Annotated in this window: 23 protein-coding genes; 5 read left to right on the forward strand and 18 right to left on the reverse strand. The window is 72.4% G+C overall.

Annotation, left to right across the window (positions count from 1 at the left end):
• The 14 genes from O7629_RS28600 to O7629_RS28665 form a co-directional block, all read right to left on the reverse strand.
• A complete protein-coding gene (locus O7629_RS28600; RefSeq protein WP_278173140.1) occupies positions 1-564 on the reverse strand; it encodes a GNAT family N-acetyltransferase in 564 nt (187 codons plus the stop codon).
• Entirely contained in the window at positions 561-2171 is a 1611-nt protein-coding gene (locus O7629_RS28605) for an ATP-binding cassette domain-containing protein (RefSeq protein WP_278173142.1), read from the reverse strand. The genes O7629_RS28600 and O7629_RS28605 overlap by 4 nt, the downstream gene beginning before the upstream one ends.
• Positions 2168-2980 (reverse strand): ABC transporter permease subunit, encoded by an 813-nt coding sequence (locus tag O7629_RS28610; protein WP_278173144.1) that lies wholly within the window; start codon positions 2978-2980, stop codon positions 2168-2170. The genes O7629_RS28605 and O7629_RS28610 overlap by 4 nt, the downstream gene beginning before the upstream one ends.
• A gap of 14 nt (positions 2981-2994) precedes the next feature.
• Positions 2995-3945 (reverse strand): ABC transporter permease, encoded by a 951-nt coding sequence (locus tag O7629_RS28615; protein ID WP_278173145.1) that lies wholly within the window; start codon positions 3943-3945, stop codon positions 2995-2997.
• Positions 3942-5504 (reverse strand): ABC transporter substrate-binding protein, encoded by a 1563-nt coding sequence (locus tag O7629_RS28620; protein ID WP_278173146.1) that lies wholly within the window; start codon positions 5502-5504, stop codon positions 3942-3944. Before O7629_RS28620 ends, O7629_RS28615 begins: the two co-directional genes overlap by 4 nt.
• A gap of 38 nt (positions 5505-5542) precedes the next feature.
• Complete coding sequence (locus O7629_RS28625; RefSeq protein ID WP_278173147.1) at positions 5543-6364, reverse strand: class I SAM-dependent methyltransferase; 822 nt, start codon at positions 6362-6364, stop codon at positions 5543-5545.
• 26 nt (positions 6365-6390) lie between these two features.
• On the reverse strand, positions 6391-7677 hold the full coding sequence (locus O7629_RS28630; RefSeq protein ID WP_278173148.1) for an MFS transporter: 1287 nt from the start codon (positions 7675-7677) through the stop codon (positions 6391-6393).
• Complete coding sequence (locus tag O7629_RS28635) at positions 7674-8723, reverse strand: dipeptide epimerase (protein ID WP_278173149.1); 1050 nt, start codon at positions 8721-8723, stop codon at positions 7674-7676. The genes O7629_RS28630 and O7629_RS28635 overlap by 4 nt, the downstream gene beginning before the upstream one ends.
• Positions 8720-9772, reverse strand: a complete 1053-nt coding sequence (locus tag O7629_RS28640; protein WP_278173151.1) for a PLP-dependent cysteine synthase family protein — start codon at positions 9770-9772, stop codon at positions 8720-8722. The genes O7629_RS28635 and O7629_RS28640 overlap by 4 nt, the downstream gene beginning before the upstream one ends.
• Positions 9769-10623 carry a DUF364 domain-containing protein gene (locus O7629_RS28645; protein ID WP_278173152.1) on the reverse strand — a complete coding sequence of 285 codons (855 nt, stop codon included), beginning with the start codon at positions 10621-10623 and terminating at the stop codon, positions 9769-9771. Before O7629_RS28645 ends, O7629_RS28640 begins: the two co-directional genes overlap by 4 nt.
• Positions 10620-11930: an ATP-grasp domain-containing protein gene (locus tag O7629_RS28650; protein WP_278173153.1), complete on the reverse strand. Its 1311-nt coding sequence runs from the start codon at positions 11928-11930 to the stop codon at positions 10620-10622. The genes O7629_RS28645 and O7629_RS28650 overlap by 4 nt, the downstream gene beginning before the upstream one ends.
• Positions 11931-12043: 113 nt before the next feature.
• Positions 12044-12880: a hypothetical protein gene (locus tag O7629_RS28655; protein ID WP_278173155.1), complete on the reverse strand. Its 837-nt coding sequence runs from the start codon at positions 12878-12880 to the stop codon at positions 12044-12046.
• 174 nt (positions 12881-13054) lie between these two features.
• Positions 13055-13249, reverse strand: a complete 195-nt coding sequence (locus O7629_RS28660; protein WP_278173156.1) for a DUF397 domain-containing protein — start codon at positions 13247-13249, stop codon at positions 13055-13057.
• A complete protein-coding gene (locus O7629_RS28665) occupies positions 13246-13905 on the reverse strand; it encodes a DUF5753 domain-containing protein (protein ID WP_278173157.1) in 660 nt (219 codons plus the stop codon). Before O7629_RS28665 ends, O7629_RS28660 begins: the two co-directional genes overlap by 4 nt.
• A 47-nt stretch (positions 13906-13952) precedes the next feature.
• On the opposite strand from O7629_RS28665, the gene O7629_RS28670 reads away from it, so the two are divergent.
• The 4 genes from O7629_RS28670 (at position 13953) to O7629_RS28685 (ending at position 16868) form a co-directional block, all read left to right on the forward strand.
• Entirely contained in the window at positions 13953-14090 is a 138-nt protein-coding gene (locus O7629_RS28670) for a hypothetical protein (protein WP_278173158.1), read from the forward strand.
• A complete protein-coding gene (locus tag O7629_RS28675) occupies positions 14083-14340 on the forward strand; it encodes a hypothetical protein (RefSeq protein ID WP_278173160.1) in 258 nt (85 codons plus the stop codon). The genes O7629_RS28670 and O7629_RS28675 overlap by 8 nt, the downstream gene beginning before the upstream one ends.
• A gap of 28 nt (positions 14341-14368) precedes the next feature.
• Entirely contained in the window at positions 14369-14632 is a 264-nt protein-coding gene (locus O7629_RS28680; protein ID WP_278173161.1) for a hypothetical protein, read from the forward strand.
• A gap of 649 nt (positions 14633-15281) precedes the next feature.
• Complete coding sequence (locus O7629_RS28685) at positions 15282-16868, forward strand: ricin-type beta-trefoil lectin domain protein (RefSeq protein ID WP_278173163.1); 1587 nt, start codon at positions 15282-15284, stop codon at positions 16866-16868.
• 161 nt (positions 16869-17029) lie between these two features.
• On the opposite strand, the gene O7629_RS28690 is transcribed toward O7629_RS28685, so the two are convergent.
• Positions 17030-17584 (reverse strand): Uma2 family endonuclease, encoded by a 555-nt coding sequence (locus O7629_RS28690; protein ID WP_278173164.1) that lies wholly within the window; start codon positions 17582-17584, stop codon positions 17030-17032.
• 172 nt (positions 17585-17756) lie between these two features.
• On the opposite strand from O7629_RS28690, the gene O7629_RS28695 reads away from it, so the two are divergent.
• Positions 17757-18245, forward strand: a complete 489-nt coding sequence (locus tag O7629_RS28695) for a glutathione peroxidase (RefSeq protein ID WP_278173165.1) — start codon at positions 17757-17759, stop codon at positions 18243-18245.
• Positions 18246-18309: 64 nt separating this feature from the next.
• On the opposite strand, the gene O7629_RS28700 is transcribed toward O7629_RS28695, so the two are convergent.
• From O7629_RS28700 to O7629_RS28710, 3 genes are all read right to left on the reverse strand, one after another.
• Positions 18310-19974, reverse strand: coding sequence for a ricin-type beta-trefoil lectin domain protein (locus tag O7629_RS28700; protein ID WP_278173166.1), 1665 nt, complete (start codon positions 19972-19974; stop codon positions 18310-18312).
• Between the two features lie 108 nt (positions 19975-20082).
• Positions 20083-20385 (reverse strand): DUF4229 domain-containing protein, encoded by a 303-nt coding sequence (locus tag O7629_RS28705; RefSeq protein ID WP_278173167.1) that lies wholly within the window; start codon positions 20383-20385, stop codon positions 20083-20085.
• A gap of 8 nt (positions 20386-20393) precedes the next feature.
• Entirely contained in the window at positions 20394-20813 is a 420-nt protein-coding gene (locus O7629_RS28710) for a hypothetical protein (protein ID WP_278173168.1), read from the reverse strand.
• Positions 20814-20883: the final 70 nt, after the last annotated feature.

A 20883-nucleotide genomic window follows, 5' to 3' on the forward strand; every position in this document is an offset into this window, starting at 1 on the left:
CTACCGGGACGCGCCGGTCAGCACGGGGATCGGGATCTCGAAGTGCACCACCCGGGAGGCGTGCGGGCTGCCGTCGCGCGGGTCGTGCACCACCTCGGCCACGCTTCGCCAGAACGCCTCCGCCCCGGGGACCCCGGTGTCGGTGTGCAGGTAGACCGCCCGGTAGCCGGGTTGCCCGGCGGCGAACGCGACGGCCCGTCGGACCAGTGCGCGGGCGAGCCCGTTGCGGCGGTGTTCCGGGCGTACGTAGACCCGGAACAGCTGGGCGGTGCTCGCCGCCGGATAGCGGTCGACGAGCCAGCGGGGATGCGGCGGGCTGTTCGGCGCGGCGGCGCGCACTGCGGTGGTGGCGACCACCTCGTCGCCCTTGACCGCGACGAACAGCGCATGCCGCTCAGGCCGTAGGTAGGTGCCGGCGAGGTCGATCACGTCGGCGTGCCACCGCGGCTGGTAGCCGTAGCCGAACACCTGGTAAAAGGTGTCCAGCATGACGCTGCGGGCACCGTCGAGGTGCTGCGGCGTGGCGGTCCGGATGTCGTACGGACCGATGTTCTGGTCGTTCACGTGGTGCTCATCTCTCCGGTACTGGACGTGGTTGCGGGTCGTGGCGGATGTCGCGGCAGGTCAGGGTCGAGCGGTCGCGGCAGGTCAGGGTCGAGAAGGGCGCGGGTCAGCGGTTGCCGGCCGGCGCGCAGCAGGGTGGCGGCGGGACCGTGTTCGACGACCCGGCCGTGGTCGAGCACGGTGACGTGGTCGGCGAGCCGGCCGACCACGTCCGGGTCGTGCGTGATGACCAGCAGCGCGAGCCGGTGCGTGCGGCACAGTTCGTCGAGCAGGTCGAGGATCCGGTCCTGGTTGACGTGGTCGAGACCGGACGTGATCTCGTCGCAGACCAGCAGCCGGGGTCGGGCCACCAGGGCGCGGGCGAGAGCGGCGCGTTGCAGTTCACCGCCGGAGAGCCGGTCGGGTCGGCGGGCAGCGAGTTCATCGTCGATCCCCACCTGACGCAGCAGGTCGCGGGCGGTTCGCAGCGCGTCGGCGGGCGGTTGGCGGCGCAGCCGCACGGCGGGGCGGGCGACCTGGTCGAGCAGGGCGGCGTACGGCTGGAAACTGGCCCGCGGGTCCTGGAAGACGTACTGCACGGCGGCGAGGTCGGCCCGCTCCCGACGGTCGATCGAGCCGGCGAGCCGGCGGCCGTCGATTTCGATACTGCCGCCGCTCGGCGGGTGCAGGCCGGCCAGGCACCGGGCGGCGGTGGTCTTTCCGCTGCCGGAACGGCCGACCAGGGCGAGGCGCTGACCGGGGTCGATGACCACGTCGATGCCGTGCAGCACGGTGCTGCCATGGTGCGCTGCGGTGAGCCCGGTGACCCGCAGCAGCTGGCCGGCGTCGCCTGCCGGGTCGGCGCCCGGGTTTGACTGTGGCCGGTCGGTGGGGGGCGACGCTGACCGGTCGGGGCCGGTGTGATCGACGACCGCGTCCGGCGGGCCGGTGGCGACGACGGCGCCCCGGTCGAGCACGAGGACGCTGTCGGCGACCGCCCGGACCAGGTGCAGGTCGTGGGTGAGCAGGACGACCGCGACGCCGGAGCTGGCGAGACGGCGTAGTTCGGTGGCGACGTCGCGGCGGTTGAGGCTGTCCTGCCCGGTGGTCGGTTCGTCGGCGACCAGGACGCGGGCACCGGCCAGCAGGGCGTGCGCGATGACCAGCCGCTGCTGCTGGCCGCCGGAGAGCTGGTGCGGGTAGCGCCGCAGCAGGTCGCGGTCATCCGGCAGGCCGACCCGGGCGAGCACCGCCCGGACCGCCTGCCGGATCGCCGCGCGCCGCGTCCGGCGTGCCGGCGTCGGGGTGTGCCGGCGGGCGATCTCGCGCAGCACCGGGCCGATCCGGCGTACCGGGGTCAGCGCCGCCGCCGGCTGCTGCGGAATGTAGCCGACGGTGCCGCCGGCCGGCGGTGTCTCTGGGCTGACCGGGCGACCATGGATCTCGACGTCGCCGGTCAGCCGGACGCCGGGTCCGGCTTCGCCGAGCAGCGCCCGCCCGAGCGTGGTCTTGCCGCTGCCGGACGGGCCGACGACGGCGAGGACGTCGCCGGCCGGCACGGTGAACGACACGTCGCGCAGCAGCCGCTGTCCACCGGCGTCGGCGCACAGCCCGTCGACCCGGATCACTTCGTCACCTCCGGCCGGGCGGCCAGCAGCTGATCGGTGACCAGGTTGACCCCGACGGCGAGCGCGACGAGCAGCGCGGCGGGCACCACCACCGCCCACGGCTGCAGGAAGATCCCGGCGCGGTTGCGGTCGACCATGACGGCCCAGTCGGCGGCGTCCGGGGCGACGCCGATGCCCAGGAAACTGGCGGTGGCGACCAGGTAGACGGCGCCGATGAACCGGATTCCGGCGTCGGCGAGCAGAACCCGTCGGATGCCCCGGGCGACGTACCCGATTGCCCGCCGCCACCACGTCTCCCGGTAGAGCCGCATCGCTTCCATCGCGGGTCCGTGGGCCAGCGGCAGGGCCGCGGCGCGGGTGATCCGGGCGATCTCCGGCAGGGCGATGACGGCGACGATGACCACCAGCGTCACCGGCCCCCGGGGCGCGGTGGCGGCGAGCAGGATGAGCAGCAGCAGCGACGGGACGGCGAGGAGCAGGTCCAGCGGGCGCATCAGCACCTCGTCGAGCCAGCGACGGCGGGTGAGGGCGGCGAACAGACCGACGGGTACGCCGACCAGGTAGGCCAGGGCGGTCGCGGCGGCGGCGACCGCGACGACGGACCGGCCGCCGAGCAGGATCTGCCCGGTGACGTCGCGGCCGACGAAGTCGGTGCCGAGCAGCCCAGCCTGGTCGAACGGCCGGGTCCGGTCCGCGCCGTCGGCGACCAGGGCCGGACCGGCTAGGGCGAGCAGCAGCGGTACGGCGAGCAGGACGACCCCGGTGAGCAGACGCGGAACCCGGCCGGTCCACCGAGCCCGGCGGATCATTGGAGCCCGGCCGGTCATCGGGCGCCGGCCGTACGCGGGGCGAGCCGGAACGCGACCAGGTCGGCGGCCAGGTTGACGACCACGGTGGTGACCGCCACGATCACGCACAGCCCTTGGACGGTGGGGACGTCCCGGGCGGCGACCGCGTCGACCAGGGCGGTGCCCAGACCGGGGATGACGAAGACCGCCTCGACGACGATGACGCCGCCGAGCAGCCAGTCGGTGGTCCGGGCGAGTTGCTGCACGACCGGCGCGGCGGCGGTGGGCAGCGCGTGGGCCAGCCACCGCCGACCGGCGCCGAGGCCGAGCCGGCGGGCGTGGGCGACGTACTCGGAGCGCAGCGCGTCGACCATGCCGGCGCGGGTGAGCCGGCTGAGCGAGCAGATCGGTCGGGCCAGCAGTACCAGCAGCGGCAGGACCAGCACGGCCGGCTGGGCGAGCAGGTTGGGGCCGGTGCCGACGGCGGTCGGCGGAAACCAGCCCAGCCGTACACCGAAGACCGCGACCAGCAGGATGGCCAGGGCGAACTCCGGTACCGCGTAGAGACCGACGGCGACGGCGCTGATGGCGCGGTCGAGCCGGCCGCCTTCGCGCCGGGCGGCGAGCATGCCGAGGCCGATCGCGAGCGGGACCAGGACGAGCAGCGTCGCGGCGGCCAGCAGTACGGTCGCTGCGGCGCTGCCGACGATCATGTCCAGGACCGGCCGTTGGGAGATCAGCGAGACGCCGAAGTCACCGTGCAGCAGCCCGGCGAGCCAGTCGAGGTACCGCTGCCAGGGCGGCTGGTCGAGGTCGAGCTGTTCGCGGATCAGCGCGATCCGCTCCGGGTCGGGCTGGTCACCGGCGATCACCACCGCCGCGTCGCCGGGCAGCGCCTCGGTGAGCACGAACACGATGGTGGTGATGCCGGCGACCTGCCCGACGCCGAGCAGCAGCCGTCGTACCGTGTAGCGGGTCAGGCTCAAGCCAGCCACACCTTGTCGAAGCGGGCCCAGTCGAGGGTGTTGGCGGGGGCATCGGCGGACACCCCGCCGACCCGGGGTGTGGTGGCGACGAGGAAGTCGGCGAAGCCCCACACCAGCAGCCCGCCCTCGGCGTGCAGCATCCGCTGCATGTCGCCGTACGCCTGCCGCCGGCCCGCTTCGTCGGCGCTGGACACGGCGGTGGCGTAGAGGTCGTCGAACTCGGGCCGCATCCACTTGGTGGCGTTCGTCGTGGAGGTGCTCAGCAGCCGCTGCGAGATGTGGGTCTCGATCGGCATGGCGCCGGAGCGGAAGCAGGCCATGACTCCGTTGTCGAGCACCTCCCGCCAGTAGGTGTCCTTGTTGCGCTGCACCGGTTCGACGTTCAGCCCGACCGCGCGGGCCTGGTCGGCGAAGACGCTGGCCGCCTCGACGAACCCGGCGGCCACCGGCGCGGTGTCCAGCGGGATCCGCAGGCCGCTTGCGCCGGCCCGGTCGATGAGCGCGCGGGCCCGGTCGAGGTCGGGTTCGCGCTGCGGGATGTCGTCGGCGTAGTACTGGTAGCCCTTGCCGAACAGGTCGTTGCCGATCTGCCCGGATCCGGACAGCACCGTCTCGACCAGCTGCTGCCGGTCGGTGAGCAGGAACATCGCCTCCCGTAGGTCCCGGTTGTCGAACGGGGGCCGGTCCAGCTTCATGGTGAAGCCCTGCAGGCCGCTGTTGGCCATCCGGGTGATGGCGATCCGGTCGTCGGCGGCGTAGCTGCGGGCCGTGGTGGGGCTGATGTCGTGCGCGTACTCGACCTGCCCGGCGAGCAGCGCGTTGACCCGCGCCGACTCCTCGTTGGCGATCACGTACTCCAGTTCGTCGAGGTGCGCGGCGCCGTCCCAGTAGTCCGGGTACCGGGCCAGCAGCAACGACGTTCCGGGGGTGAAGCTGCTGAACGTGAACGGCCCGGAGCCGATCGGCCGGTCGAACGACTCGCTGCCCTCCGGCACGATGTACGCGCCGAACGCGGCGAGCACGTTGCCGAACTCGGCGAACGGACGGGTCAGCGCGAACTCGACCGTACGGTCGTCGACGGCCCGGCTCGCCCGCAGGTCGATCAGGGACAGGCTGGCCTTGGCGCGGAAGGCCCGGTCCGGGTCGGTGATCCGGGCGTAGCTGGCCAGTACGTCGGCGGCCCGCACCGGCCGGCCGTCGTGGAAGGTCGCCTCGCGCAGCGGCACCCGCCAGCGGGTGAGGTCGGCGTTGGGCTCCCAGCTCAATGCGAGCCGGGGCTGGATCGACACGTCCGGGCCGTAGTCGGCGAGCTTGTCGAAGATCGCCTTGGCCCGGGACGCCTCGTTGAACAGGTTCGCCAGGTGCGGGTCGAGGCTCTCGGTGGCACCGCCACCGGCGAACGCGACCCGCAGCCGGCCGCCCCGCTTCGGGGTGGCGGAACCTGCGGCATTGTCGGAGCCGGCGGGGGCGTCGGCGCCGCAGCCGGCGAGCAGCGCGGCGGTCACGGCGGCACCGCCGCCGAGCAATGTTCGGCGGCGTAGTCGGGCAGAAGTCGACATGTCAGTTCTTCCTTCCAGAGGGGATTTCGGCGGGGATTTCAGGCCGCGTCGTCGCGGCGGCGGGCGACCAGGTGCAGGCGGTCGCCGCGTAGGCCGGTCGCCAGCTCGGCGCCGGGATGCCAGGGCGGTTCGGTACGCGGACCGGGTGCGTCGAACAGGGCGAGGACGTCGAATCCGGCGCGGTCCAGCAGGTGGCGCAGCTCCTGCGGGAAGAGCAGCCGCCACGCGGAGTTCTGCACCAGTTCCTGCTCGGCACCCGGCCAGGTCCACACCCGACGGCGGCGCAGCAGCTGCGCCGCGGCGTCGATCCACAAGGTGGTACGGGACGTGTAGGTGACGCCCTGCCAGCGCACCGACCGGATGCTGGGCCCGTTGACCAGGTCGGTGTTGCCGAGGAAGTACGCGCCGTTGCGCATCTCGGCGACGAGCAGCCCGCCGGGGGTCAGCTGCCGTCGGCAGTTTGCCAGCGCGGTGGTCAGGTCGGCGTTGTCGTGGCAGTACAGCAGCGCACTGTCCAGGCAGGTGATCACGTCGAAGCGGCGACCGAGGTCGAAGGTACGCAGGTCACCTTCGACGAACCGGACCCGCTGGTGGCGGCGGCGGGCGTAGGCCAGCATCCGGGTGGACAGGTCCAGCCCGGTGACGTCGAAGCCGGCGTCGGCGAGGTACCCGGCGTCGCGGCCGGTGCCGCAGCCGAGGTCGAGCAGCCGCCGGCCGGACGGTCCGGGCGCGAACCGGTCGACCAGGTCGGCCACGAACCGTGCCGCCCGGTGCTCCGGGTCGGGAAACTGGGCCTCGTACAGCTGCGGGTTGTCGGTGAGCAGGTTGCCGCCCGTCACCACCGGTCCGTCCGTGACCATTGGTCCGCCCCCGACCACCGGCTCGCTCACCGGGCGGCCCTTCCGATGCCGCCATCCGACGATTCGCCGGCGACGACCGGCACCGTACGTGGAGCGAGCAGGCCCCGGCGGTGCAGCACCCACACGGCGGCGCCCGAGGCCAGGCCAAGCCCGGCGCAGAGCAGCCAGGCTCCGGCGGGTACGCCCGGTGCCGCACCGTCCGGCTGGCCACCGGTCTGCATGAACCGGCCGACGGCGGTGGTGGCCAGCGCCGCTACGACCCCCGAGGCCAGGTAGAACACCCCGAAGTAGGTGCCGGTCAGCCCATCGCGGGCGAAGCCGGGCACCAGTTCCAGCACGAACGGCTGCGCCATCATCACCCCGACCGCCAGCGCCAGCGCGGCGGCCAGCGTCGGCAGTGCCCGTACCGGAGGCGGGCCGGTCACCGGCAGCAGCGGCAGCAGGAAACCGAGGCCGGCCACCGCCATCCCGGCCGCGATGGCCAGCCCACGGCTGCTCCGCTGGCGCAGCCACCCGGTCAGCCGTACCTGCCAGCCGAGAGTGACCACCGTGGACACGACGAAGAGTGCGGCCACCGCCAGCGCGGTGCCGGCCACGGCCTCGGCCTGCACCGGCAGCACCAGGTAGAGCTGGGTCTGCAGGGCGAACAGCGCGCTCAACGCCACCGTGAACGCCAGGAACCGGCCGTCGGTCAGGGCCTCCCGCCAGTCCCGGCCGACGCTCTGCCCGCTGCGGGTCACCGGATGCGGTGGCAGCACCAGCAGCTGCGCCACGGTCAGCGCGGCGAACACCACCGTCGCGCCGATCGCGGCGGCCCGGAAGTCGACCAGCAGCAGTGCGCTGCCGAGCAGCGGACCGAGCAGCGCACCCGCGCTGGCGAAGACGTTGAACAGGGCGAACGCCTCGGCCCGGCGCTCGGGCGCGGCCTGGGCGAGGTAGGCGCGTACCGCCGGGTTGAACAGCGCCCCGGCCAGCCCGGTCAGCACCGAGGCGGCCAGCAGCGCGGGCAGCGACCCGCCGACCGCGAACACCGCGAAGCCGACCGCCCGCAACCCGCATCCGGCGATGATCACGCCGCGTGCGCCGAGCCGGTCGGCGGCCGACCCGCCGACCAGGAACAGCCCCTGCTGGCTCAGGTTGCGCACCCCGAGGACCAGGCCGACCAGGGTGGCCGACAGGCCGATGTCGTCGCGCAGGTAGCCGGCCAGGTAGGGCAGCAACATGTAGAAGCCGACGTTGACCCCGAGCTGGTTGACCACCAGCAGCCGGATCGCCGGCGGGAAGCTGGTCAGCGTTGTCCAGGTCGCCCTCACCGCGCCGCCTCCGCTGTGCCGGATTCGGTCGTCGTCGCTGGTGTCACGCCCAGCCCGGGGGTGTCCGGCAGGCGCAGCACACCGTCGTGGCCGCCGATCCCGGTCCACGGGTCGTCGGCGATCAGCAGGTGCCCGTCCAGGTCGACCCAGCGGGCGAGGCCGGCCAGGTGCACGGCCGGCGCGACGCCGAGGGTGCTGGCGGCCAGGCAGCCGAGCATGATGTCCAGACCGCGTTCCCGGGCCGCGTCGACGATCCGGGTGGCGGCGACGATCCCGCCGCACTTGGCCAACTTGACGTTCACCCCGGCGACCGCGCCGGTGAGCCGGTCCAGGTCGGCCAGGTTTTCGGCGTCCTCGTCGGCGACGACCGGGATCGCGGTGCGGGCGGCCACCCGGGCCAGCAGGTCGGGCCGTCCCGGCGGGATCGGCTGCTCGACGGCGTCGATCCGGTACGGGGTGAGCGCGTCGAGTCGCCGTACCGCCTGCTCGGCGGACCAGCCGCCGTTCGGGTCGAGCAGCAGCCGGGCCGTCGGGGCCTCGGCGCGTACCGCCGCGACCCGGGCCACGTCGGCGTCGTCACCGGCTTTCACCTTCAGCACCGCGAACCCGGCGGCGACCAGCCGGCGCGCGGTCGCCGCCGCGTCCGCGACCGGCACCAGCCCGATCGTGTACGCCGTGGCCACCGGAGTCGGTGCCGGTGCTTGCAGCAGCCGGTGCACCGGCAGCCCCCAGGCCTGGCCGAGCAGGTCGTGCACGGCGGTGTCCAGCGCCGCGAGCACCCCGGCGGGTCCGTCGAAGGTGCTCAGCTCGTCGCGCAGGGCCGCCGGATCCGAACAGCCGGCGAGTCGGCCGGTCCAGCCGGCACAGGTACGTTCGATCGCGGCCCGGTCGAGTCCGTAGTAGCCGCTGGTGACGACCTCGCCGTGGCCGGTGAGCCCGTCGTGGCTGACGGTGAGCCGGACCGCTTCGCGGTGGGCCATCACCGAACGGGAGATCCGCAGCGGCTCGCGCAGCACCAGCCGGTAGGAGTGCCAGGACAGTTTCATGCCGGCACCCGCTCGTGGCGTACCGGGTCGCTGACCGCCCGGCAGCGGCTCCACCGGGTGACCTCCACCGCACCGGGGTGCGGTATCTCGACCGGATGGCCCGGGGTGGGGCCGAGCAGGCCGTTCCGGACGCACCAGCCGTCGTCGAAAATGGAGTCGAGGTAGCGGTGCGGACCGTCCGGGAAGACCGCCAGTACCCGGGTGTCCGGCTGGGTACGGGCCGTCCAGGCGGCGACCCTGGCGACCGCGCCGGTGGACCACCCGCCGGTGACGAACGCCGTGCGGGCCAGCCGGCGGCAGGTGTCCACCGCCTCCGCCGGGCCCAGCCAGTGCACCTCGTCGAACGCCGGATAGTCCACGTTGTCCGGATAGATGCTGCTGCCCAGCCCGCGCATCACCCGTCGCCGGGCCGGCTGGCCGAAGATCGTCGAACCGATGGTGTCCACGCCGATCAGGCGCAGCTGTGGCCAGTGCCGGCGCAGTGCGCGGGCCAGCCCGGCGCTGTGCCCGCCGGTGCCGACGCTGCACACCAGCACGTCCACCGCCTCGACCTGGGCGGCGATCTCGTCACCGAGGCTCGCGTACCCGGCGACGTTGTCCGGGTTGTGGTATTGGTCCGGCCAGTACGCGCCGGGCAGCGTTGCCAGCACCTGCGTCAGCCGTTCCCGGCGGGCCTGCTGCCAGCCACCCGTCGGGTGGGGCCGCTCGACCACCTCCAGCCGGGCCCCGTACGCGCGCAGCAGCGCCCGCATCGACGGCTCCAGCTCCCGGTCGACGACCAGCACCACCGGGTGGCCGAGAGCCTGCCCGGCGAAGACCAGCCCGATACCGAGAGTGCCGCTGGTCGACTCCACCACCGGCGCGCCGTCGCGGAGTTCGCCGCGCCGTCGCGCGCCGGCCAGCATCGCCACCGCCGCGCGGGCCTTCATCCCGCCCGGCGCAACGCACTCGACCTTCGCCCAGAAGCCGCCGTGCGGGTGCGGCAGCGGCGCGTCGACGTAGATCAGCGGGGTGTGCCCCACCAGGTTCAGCAGCTGCGGCGCGCTCACCCGGACACCCCGTACCGGTAGATGGTCGTCGGGCCGCCGTCGAGCCAGAAGAACGGGTACGGCTCCGCCGACACCGCCGTCAGCCCGGCGCCGCAGAACCACGGCAGCACCGCGCTGCCGGTCTGCGCGAACGCCACGAACGGCTTGCCCTCGGCGGCGGCGTGGGCCAGCAGCGGCTCGAAGGTGCCGTTGCCGAGCGTCATCCCCGAGGCGAGGATCGCGTCGCAGCGGTCCAGCAGCGCCGCCGCGTCGGGCAGGCACGGCTCGTCCCATTCGGTGCGGCCGCCGGCCAGGTCGCACGGCAGGTACCGTCGGCCGGCGGCCCGGAGCCGGGCCAGCAACGAGTTCACCACCCCGACGACCAGGACCGGGCCGCTGGTCGGCGGCAGCAGGTCGACCACGGCGGCGGCCCGGGTCTGTGACTTGGCCAGCGAGCTGCCGGCGGGCACGGTTACCACCGCGTCGGCCGCCTCGACGTGTGGCCGCTGCGCCATCAGGTACGCGTCGAGCGCGGCCACCCGTACCGGCAGCAGCGGATGCGCGAGCAGGTCGGCGACCGTGGCGCCGACGCAGTCGTAGACGACCTCGTCGGGCAGCTCGCCGGGCTCGACCGCGCAGGAGCCGACCGCCGCGTCGACCCGCAGGCTCAGCACCTGGTTGCGGTAGCTGCGCAGCCGGTTCGCGTGCCGCGCGCCCTGCCTGGTTACGAACCCCACACTGACCTGGCAGCGGGTCGGGTTTACGCCGTGTCGGCCGACCCGTACCGCGTCGCTCAACGCGGCGAGGGACCGGTACGCCGGCCGGGCGGGCGACACGGACGCCGTCGGGGCGCTGTCGGCGGGCGCCGTCATACGGCCGCTCCGGCCGGCGCGGCGACGGACCGGTCCCGGTCGGTGCTGCCGTCGTCGTCGACGTACCCGACGCGTACCTGTGCGGCCAGTCCGTCGGCGATGGTCCGCGCGCCGGCTCCGGCCGTGTCGACCACCATCACGTGGCCCAGGTAGTCGTTGTTGCTGCTGCCGTCCCCGGCCCTGTGGCCGGCGGGTTTCACCGACCAGTCGACGACCCGTGGGTCTGTCTGCCAGGCCCCGGTTCCGTCGATCCGGGCGACGACACCGGGGCGCGGCGGCAGCACGAACGCGATCGCCGCGCTGCGTACGCCGGTGTCGGCGGGTGTGAGGTCGGCGGTCTCACCGAGCGCCAGCTGCGCGTACACCATGGGCAGGTCGATGCCGGTGACCCGGCGCACCAGCTCGGTGATCTGGTTGCCGGCCGGCCGGGGGTTGACCTCGACCACCCGGGGCCCGGCCGGGGTCAACCGCAGCTCGGTGTGGGCGACCCCGCGGTCCAGCCCGACCGCCGCCAGCGCGGCCACCGCCACCTCACCGGCCCGGCGGGTGGTCGCCGGGTCGAGCAACGCCGGGAACATGTGTCCGGTCTCGACGAACCCCGAGGCACCGCCGAGGCTCTTGTCGGTCACCCCGACGACCGTCGTGTGCCCGTCCACGGTGACCGTCTCCACGCTCACCTCCGGGCCGGTCAGCAGCTCCTCCAGCAGCACCGTCGGCACCCGGGGCTGGTGTCGGGCGTTGACCGGGAACCCGGTGAGCGCGTCGAACGCCGCCCGCAGCCCGGCCTCATCGGCGACTTCGCGCACGTACATGCCGGCGCAGAGGTCGACCGGTTTGACCACCAGCGGGAAGCCCAGCTCCCGGGCGGCCCGCGAGACGTCGGACCAGCTCTGCGCGAGCGCGTACCGGGGTTGCGGCACGTCGGCGGCGTCCATCGCCGCCCGGGCGAGGTCCTTGCGGTACGCCCGCCGCACGGCCGCCGGGTGGGTGCCGGGCAGACCCAGGTGGGCGGCCAGCTGGGCGGCGGTGTCGAGGTAGTAGTCGCAGGAGGTGAGTACGCCGTCGAAGCGCAGCGCCTGATGCAGCCGTTGTGCGTGGTCGAGCAGTCCAGGCAGGTCGTTGGTCTCGGCGGTCAGCACGTTGTGCGCGGCGAGCAACGGATGCGCGCCCCCGGCCGGCGCGCCGCGCAGGTAGTGGTGCAGGTCGCGGGTCAGGAAGGAGAACCGGTGCCCGGCCTCCAGCACCGCCCTGGGCAGCAGATGTGCCATCGCCCCGACCCAGCTCTCCACCAGCAACACATGCGCCATCGACGCCTCCTCGCTCGGAAACCGGCATGGCGATGATAACGGTTTTCGTTTGCGGACGATAGCTGCCCGTCGTCCGGCAGTTGGTCAGCGAGTGCGGCAGCGACCCCGAGGGTTCACCGCCGCGCCTGGCCGGCCTCGGACCGGGCGGCGGATGCCGGCGGGTGGAAACCGGTCAAGCCCGTGACGAGCAGCAGGTACGCGGTCAGCTCCAGCAGCGCGGTGAGTGCCGCGAGCGGGTACGGCGTCGACGGCGTGGACCCGATGGCGTAGGCGGTGGACCAGGCCAGCTGGTCGCCCACGTACAGGGGCAGTGGCACGGCCCGGATGGCCGCGTCCACATGGGGCAGCGCGGTGACGGCGAGCAGCGCCGCGCCGGCCGAGGCGAGCCACCGGCGGTGCCCGGCCAGTGCCGTGGCGAGCGCCAGCGCGGCCAACCCGAGCCCCAGTGGCGGCAGCACGGCCAGGCTCACGGCGATCACCGAGCCGGCCAGGTCCGCTCCGGTCGAATGGTCGCGGTGGTTGATCGCCATGGTCAGCCAGCTGGCGATGATCCGGATCGCCGCGTACCCGGTGATCACCACGGCTGCCAGTGCTGCGGTGACCGCTGTCCGCCGACGCCGGGGGTGGACACCCGGTCCCAGGTGGGGATCACCCCGTCGGTGCCACGCCGCGAGCAGCACCGCCACTGCGGTCAGCGACGCCCAGCAGATGGCGAGGCCCGCCTCGACGCCGGCGAATCGGTCGACGCCGGCGGTATCCGGCCGCAGCACCTGCCAGCCGTGGCCCTCGGCGCGGTCACCGGGCATCGTCCGGACGGCGTCCAGCATCAGGACGGCGAGCGCCGCCGGCACCGCCCAACGTGGCGTCGGCAGCCCGCTGGCCACGGCGTAGGCGACGAGCAGGCCGATCGCCAGCACCTCGGCGTAGCGCCAGGCCGGGCTGGCTGTCAAAACGCCAGCGACGTGGATCACGGCGCACCCGCCTGCGGCGGTCAGGAGAACCGGTCCGCGACGCACCGGGCGAATCTAGCTCGACCCTCCGTCAGCGGTCGGATCGCTTACCAACGCTCCAGGCAAACATCGCCGAAGCAGCACCGCTGGCATTTCGCAGCGGTCGGACGGGTATCAGGCTTCGAACCTGCCGGTCCTGATGTCCTGGACGAAGCCGGTCCACTGGGCCGGGGTGAAGGACAGCACCGGCCCAGCCTGGTCCTTGCTGTCACGCACCTGGGCGGCCTGGTCGACGTACCGCGCCTCCACGCAGGCACCGTTGCCGCCGCTGCGGCTGCTCGTGCGCCACTGGTTGTCGAGTGCCTTCATGGTGTCTCCCTATCCCGGAGGTCCTTGATCATCTCGGCCGATGCTGCGGGTGACAGGGCAGATGCCCGCAGGTCGTCGAAGACCTTGGCGCACCTCTGCACATCCTCACCTTCAGCGTAGAGGTCTCCGGTCAGCCCTTCGATGTAGACCACCCCCGGCCCCTCGTCGAAGCTGAGGATGTGGAAGCTCGACAGCATCGAGGCGTATGCACCCTCCCCGAACGGGATGACCTGAATGATCACGTTCCACCGGTCCTGGGCTTCGAGCAGCGCTGTCAGCTGGTTGGTCATGATCTCCGGTCCGCCGATCCGGCGGTGCAGCACTGCCTCGTCGATGACCGCGACCAGGCGGAGCTTCTCCTCGGTGAGCAGCTTCTGTCGCTCCACGCGGACCGCTACCCGTTCCTCTACGGCCTGCGGTGTGGGCTGCGATGCGTCAGCGACCGTGATCGCACGGGTGTAGTCGACGGTCTGCAGCAGGCCGGGCACCACGAGCGTCTCGAAGTTCTGGATCGTCGTCGCGGCGGACTCCAGTCCGATGTACTGCCGGTACGAGTTCGGCAGGTCTCCGTACTTCGCCCACCAGCCGCGTTGCTTGCCGCTCCGCGCCATCGACAGCAGGGTCTCGCGCAGCTCGGCGTCGGCCAGGCGGTTCATTGGGTGGTGGCGCTGATGCTGTGTCGATCCCACAGGAGGGGATGTCGATGATGGAAGTGGGAGCGTTGTTCAGCGCGGCGCTGCTCGGCTTCTGCGCGGGGTTGTGGTCGTTCAAGGTCAAGTCCAGGTGGTGCCCGGACTGCGGGCGTACGACGTACCCGATGGCGGATCGGCCTGGTGAGTAGCCGGCTACTCGCCACACCGGAGCCGAAACCCGGCGACGTGCTGATCATCGGCCGGGAAGCCAGCGTCCAGTTCGCCGATGACCGCGCCATCCGACTCCGGGTCATCGCCGTCGACCGGAAGTGGACCTACGACGGGTGGATCTGGCTCACCGGATACGTCATCGACCGCCACGGCAACGCCGCCGACCGGCGGGAGATCTTCGTCCAGCGCCATGGACTCTACCGACTACCCCGGCGCACGGAAACCTGACCATCGACCAATTGATCAAGGGAGAGAAATGATCACCGAGATGATCCGTGACTGGTGGCTACGCTGGCTCGACTGGCGCTCCGGCCGGTCCACGGCGTCCAAGCGGCTGCACCACCTGCGACGCGAGCTGCGGCGACAGCGACAGACGGCATCTGCCCGCCACCGCCGATTCGACAGCAACCGGGGACACCACTGGTCCACGCAGGCGACCGAACTCGTCCCGACCCTGCGCCCGTTGATGACCTACGGCCAGCAACTCGGCTACCGGGTCGTCCTGCACGGCTCACCCTGACCGACGCACGCCCCGACACCCACCAAGCCGGGGTCACCCGCCCGCCCGGCCGGGATCACCAAGATCAGTTGAAGGTGAGATACCTTTCAGCCGGCGGGAAAGGTGTCTCACCTTCAACTCGTGGCGTCGGTGCCGGTCAGCCCGGCGGTGCCGGTGGCGTCGGTGATCCTCGAAGCCGGGAAGAGGGGATCTGTGCCGTCGGCTCCGTACACCTCACTGTCGGACGTCCCCGATGTCGTCCTCGCAGAACTGTCGTGGGCACGCCATGGCGTGATCATGCTGGCCGTCGACGGGCTGTCAATGACGCGGCGCCGACGGCAGGCTGGCGGACCGCCGAGCTGACCCGGTTGGCCAACGCGTTCCCGAGCACGTCGACGACCGCGTGGCTGACCGCGCCATGACCGGAGTCGGGCCAGCGCGGCACGGCGCAGCCGCCTGCGGCGGTCAGGAGAACCGGTCCGCGGCGCACCGGGCGAATCCAGCCCGACCCCGGCCGAACCCGTCCGCCGGCGGCATCCGCCGGCGGCATCTGGCAGCGGTTGATCGGGTAGACCTCTGTGGATATTGACAGAAGTTTGTCAATTAGTAAACTTTCCTATCTGAGAGCGCTCTCACGACTTGCTCACATCGACCTCTCGGAGGTATGCAGATGAACCGCAAGCTGGGTGCGCTGCTGGGCCTGACCCTGAGCGCCAGCCTGCTCGCCGTACCGCCACCGGCCGCCGCCGCGCCGACCGCCGGCACCTCCGGCCCCGCCACGAGCGCGCCGACCACCACCACCGAGATCGCCGATCCGGCCGACTCCGCCGCAACCGCCGATATGGCCGCGCTGCCCGCCGGCCAGCTCGCCGCGCTGCGCCGGGATCTCGACCTCACCCCGGACCAACTGGCCACCCGGCTCGCCGTCGAGGCGGCCGCCGTACCGATCGAACACCGCCTGCGCACCGAACTGGCCGACGCGTACGCCGGCACCTGGGTCGCCGCCGACGGCCGTACCGTCGTCGTCGGGGTGACCGACCCGGCGCAGGCCGCCCGGGTCCGCGCAGTCGGTGCCGAGCCCCGGACCGTCACCCGCAGCCTCGCCGAGCTGGACCGGCTCGCCGCCGGACTCGACCGACAGGCCGCCAGCGCCGACACCGCCGTGCACTCCTGGTACGTCGACCCGGTCACCAACACGGTGACCATCGAGGCCGCCGACGTCGCGGCGGCGGCCGGCTTCGCCCGCGCCGCCGGGCTGCCCACCGCCGCCACATCGGTGGTACGCAGCGACGACGCCTACCGCCCGGTGTACGACATTCGGGGCGGCGACCAGTACGTGATCAACAACAGTGTGCTCTGCTCGGTCGGCTTCGCCGTCGCCGGTGGATTCGTCACCGCCGGCCACTGTGGCGGCGTCGGGGCCTCCACCGCCGGCAGCGGGGTCGCGCAGGGCACCTTCCGGGGATCGTCGTTCCCCGGCGACGACCTGGCCTGGGTGCAGACCAACGCCAACTGGGTGCCCCGGCCCTGGGTGAACAACTACGGCGGCGGCACGGTCAACGTCACCGGCTCCCAGGAGGCAGCCGTCGGGGCCGCCGTCTGCCGGTCCGGCCGGACCACCGGCTGGCGGTGCGGCACCATCACCGCCAAGAATGTCACCGTCAACTACTCAGGCCAGCTCGTCTACGGACTGGTCTCCAGCAGCGCCTGCGCGCAGCCCGGTGACTCCGGCGGCTCGTTCCTCGCCGGCACCCAGGCGCAGGGCGTCACCTCCGGCGCCGGCGGCAACTGCAGCTCCGGCGGTACCACCGTCTACCAGCCGGTCAACGAGATCCTTTCCCGCTACGGGCTGTCGTTGACCACCACCGGCGGCGGTTCGACCAGCCGGATCATCGGGCTCGCCGACAAGTGCATCGACGTACCGAACTCCAACGGAGTCGACGGCCAGTACCTGCAGCTGTACCGGTGTAACGGCACCAACGCGCAGAACTGGACCTTCCCCGGCGACGGCACCATCCGGGCGCTGGGCCTGTGCATGGACGTCGCCTGGGGCTCGACCGCCAACGGCGCCGTGGTGCAGCTCGCGAACTGCAGCGGCAACCCGGCCCAGCAGTGGGTGCTCTCGGGCGCGGGTGACCTGGTCAACCCGCAGGCCAACAAGTGCGTCGACGTGGTCGACTGGAACACCGCCGACGGTGCCCGCCTGATCATCTACGAGTGCCACGGCGGCGCCAACCAGAAGTGGCGGCGCGGCTGACCGACCGAACCGCGGTGCTGATACCGGCGGCACCAGGTGCCCGTGATGCCGCCGGCATCACGGGCACCCTTCGTCGACAGGGCAGCCGGGTCGATCGTCCGAGTAGGCCGCAGATGTATCAGGATGAGGCGGAACCACGAGACGGGAAAGGAATGGGGCGGTCAGCTGAGACGCGGGGCGATCAGGTCGTCGATCGCAAGGTCCATCCGGGTGTACGGAACCGGGATGCGCTCACCGTGCCGGTACTCGACCCGCGTGCGGTACCCGGTTGCGACAGGACCGGTGTGTTCGTAGATCGCCTCCTGGGTGACCACCCAGTACACGGGGTAACCGGCCTGACCGTAGAGCCTGGCCTTGACGTTGAGGTCCTGGATCGCGGTCTCGTCGGCGACCTCGACCACGAGCAGCACGTCGGCGGCGTCCCAGACCGACAGCCGGGTCCCGACGGACCCGATCGGATCCGCGTCGGCTCGACGCACCCAGCAGTCCGGGTCGGGAAGCGACTCCCCGGTCGGCAGGGTCGCAGTCGTCACCCGCACCCCGGATCGTGGCAGCAGCGCCAGCAGTTGACCGACGGTGTCGCCGTGCCACGAACCGATCACCACTGGCCAGATCTCTCCTTCGACGAGCTCGACCCGGCGGTCGAAGGCACCCGCTTCAAAGGCGCGCACGAACTCGCTCCGACTCCATCGGTAGGCGAGTACGGGCTGGTTCATGGTTTCGAGCCTACCAACCAGTTCGTCCGCCCCGAGGCGGTCGGAAGGCTGCGGCGGCTTATGTTGGCAGGCGGGTGCGGTGCGCACTCGCGGCGGCCGATCACGGACACGTCGCCTACCTGCACGACGGCCGGCCGGTGTGAGCGCACCGGGCGGGAGAGAGGACCGAGACGTGGGGATCTACGACATTCCGCTCACCACCCTGGCCGGGCAGCCCGGCTCGTTGGGGGACTACGCCGGCAAGGCACTGTTGGTGGTCAACGTGGCGTCGAAGTGTGGGCTGACCCCGCAGTACGCCGGCCTGGAACAGCTGCACGAGCGGTACGCCGACCGGGGCTTCTCGGTGGTCGGCTTCCCGTGCAACCAGTTCGGTGGCCAGGAGCCGGGCAGCGCCGAGGAGATCCAGGAGTTCTGCTCGGCGACGTACGGCGTGACGTTCCCGATGTTCGCCAAGATCGAGGTCAACGGGCCCGGCCGGCACCCGGTCTACGCCGAGCTGACTGAAACCGCCGACGCCGACGGCACGGCCGGTGACATCCAGTGGAATTTCGAGAAGTTCCTGATCGCGCCGGACGGCCGGGTGGTCGGCCGGTTCCGGCCCCGGGTCGAGCCGACCGACGACGCGGTGGTCACCGCGATCGAAGCACAACTGCCCGGGTAGGGACCGACCCAGCACCGTCGTGCGGTAGCGGCCGGCCCCGGGTCGGGGCCGGCCGGCCGTACGGTCACCGCTGGTTGAAGGTCTGCTTCGGGTGACCCACGCAGTACCAGATCATCAGCGGTGAGCCCACCCCGTGACCGTCGACGTCCAGGCACTTGCCGGTCAGCGGGTTCACCAGGGTGCCGCTGCGGCCCTGCCACTTCTGCCAGTTCTGCGCCGGGTGGCCGCTGCAGTACGCCACCTGCACCGGGGTGCCGTCTTCGCTGGCACCCCAGGCCACGTCCATGCAGAGCCCGTTGGCGCGGATCGTGCCGTCGCTGCGCAACTGCCACCACTGCGACTTGTTCTCGGCGCAGCGCTGCAGGGTGAGCCGTGTCCCGTCGGAGCCGGCACCGGCGCTGACGCACAACCCGGTCTCCTTACCGACCAGCTGGTAGGTGTTGGACGGGCGTACCGGGGCGGGCGGCGCCGCCGGGGTGGTCTGCTTCGGCGGGTTCTTCGTGGCGCGCGGGCTGGGTGGCGGCGCCGCCCGCCGGGTGTTGACCGTACCCGGTGGCGTCGTCGCCGACCTGGACTTCGGCGAACCGGTCGGGGAAGCGGCCGGGGTCGGTGACGTCGACGGCGACGAGGAGGCCGACGGGGACGGCGTGGCCGACGGTGACGGCTCGGTGGTCATCCGGGCGTCCATCGCGTAGAAATCGGTGAGCCGCTGCACCGACTCCAGCAGGTTCTCGGTCTCCTTGTCGAGCGGGCCGTCGGTCTGGCGCACCGCGTCGACCCCGGCGTGGTACGCGGCCAGCGCCATCAGGTAGACGTCCCCTTCGGCGTCGCCGAACGACTCGACCAGCGCGCACATCGCGGTGCCGAACGCCGGGATGGCCGCCGCCGGCACCATCGGTGACGCGTCGGCCGGCCCGTGCTCCTGCCAGAGCTCAGTGGTGAACTGGGCGATGCCCTGCCGGTCGTCGGCGCCGACCAGGGTCGCGTCGAACCCGGACAGCGCCATCAACGAGGCGGCGACCGCCGGGGCGGTGACCGCTGGGCAGGCCGATCCGGCCTCGACGATCAGCTCGACGTACTCGGTGGGGATCGCCTTCGGCTGACGGTTCGTGTCGGCCGGCTCGTCCCCGGACCCGCCGAACTGCGGCAGCTTGCTGTAGTACGCCGCGTAGCCGCTGGCCTGGCCGACATAGGTGAGTGCCGGATCGGGAACCCCGCCGGCCTCGGTGACCGTGTCCAGCCCGGTGTGGAACGCCGCGAGCGCCAGCCACCACTGGTCACCCGGCACCTCTGCCACCCGCAGCCGGCCGCTGAGCTGGCACATCTGGCGGGCCAGGGCGATCACGTTGGCCTCGACGTCGGCGCGTTCCGCCGCCGGCCACGGCGCCCAGTCCTGCCAGTCCTGCGAGTCGAGCCCGGCGATGCCCTGCCCACCGGAGGTGGTGGTGTCCGCGCCGGCGTCCAGCCCGGACTCGGCCATCAGCTGGCCGGCGACCCGGGCCGGGTTGAGCATCGGGCAGGACTCGGCGGCGGCGACGATGACCGCCAACTGCTCGTCGGAGACCGGCTGTCCGATCAGGTCGTCGTCGCGGGCGGACGCCGCGCCGAACCCGATGGTGGCGACGATCGTGGACAGCGCGGCCAGCCCGGCGATGAAGCCTGCGGTGGTGCGTCGTGGGAGCCGGTCGAGCAGCCGTCGGAACGGGTCGAGCAGGCGTCGGAGCGGCAAGGATCCGGGCATCATGAGCAACCACCGTCTCAGGTGCATCCGCCGAGGCGATTCCGGTCGATATTGAATCGACCACACTCCGGCACGGTCAATGCCGGTGGGTGAATGCTAGGAATCCTCCTGGGACTTGCCCGCCGTACCGGACCTGCCGGCCGTACCGTCGGTCTGGTCCTCGCCGGCCAGCGCGGACCGCAACCGTTCCTTCTCGGACCGGCGGCGCTCGGCGGACTCGGCGATCTGCTGCGCCATCTCGTCCCGCCAGCCGCGCATCAGAAACCAGGACAGCGCGGCCGAGAAAATGACCGCGATCATAAGTTTCAGAAAAATGTTGATGTCGACCGGCCAGAGGGCCAGCACAACGATCACGAACAGCCCGATCCGGCCGAGCGTGTACTTCACCGCAGGGCTCATGCCTCTCCTCACCGGCCGTCCAGCCACCGGACGCCATGGAACCAGACCGCCGCGTACACCAGGGCGAAGACCGCCGCTCCGATCCCGCCGCCGGCCGTCGGCGGCAGGTCGGCCGCGATCCCGGCGGCGAGCAGCCCGGACGCGACCCCGACCCCGGTCGCCACGGCGGCGGCGACGAACCGAGCGGAGCCGCCGGCCCAGGCCCGGAAGTCCTCGGCGAACAGCCACGCCGGCAGGATCACCGCCAACCAGCCGTTCGACTGGCCGAGCCGGCCGTCGCCGATCAGCGTGAACACGCCGTCGAACAGCAGCAGCACGACCAGGCCGATCACCAGGCCGGCGCCGACCACGCCGAGCAGATCCGGCAACGCGACGACCCGACCTGCGGCGTCCCGGCGCGGAAGACTGTCGCTCTTCGATTCCGTCATGACCAGGATGAGGGTACGCCTGGGCCGGTGCCGCACCCGGACCAGGTTTGCCGGGCCGCCATCCGGATAA

Source organism: Solwaraspora sp. WMMD792 (assembly GCF_029626105.1).
GTDB lineage: Bacteria > Actinomycetota > Actinomycetes > Mycobacteriales > Micromonosporaceae > Micromonospora_E.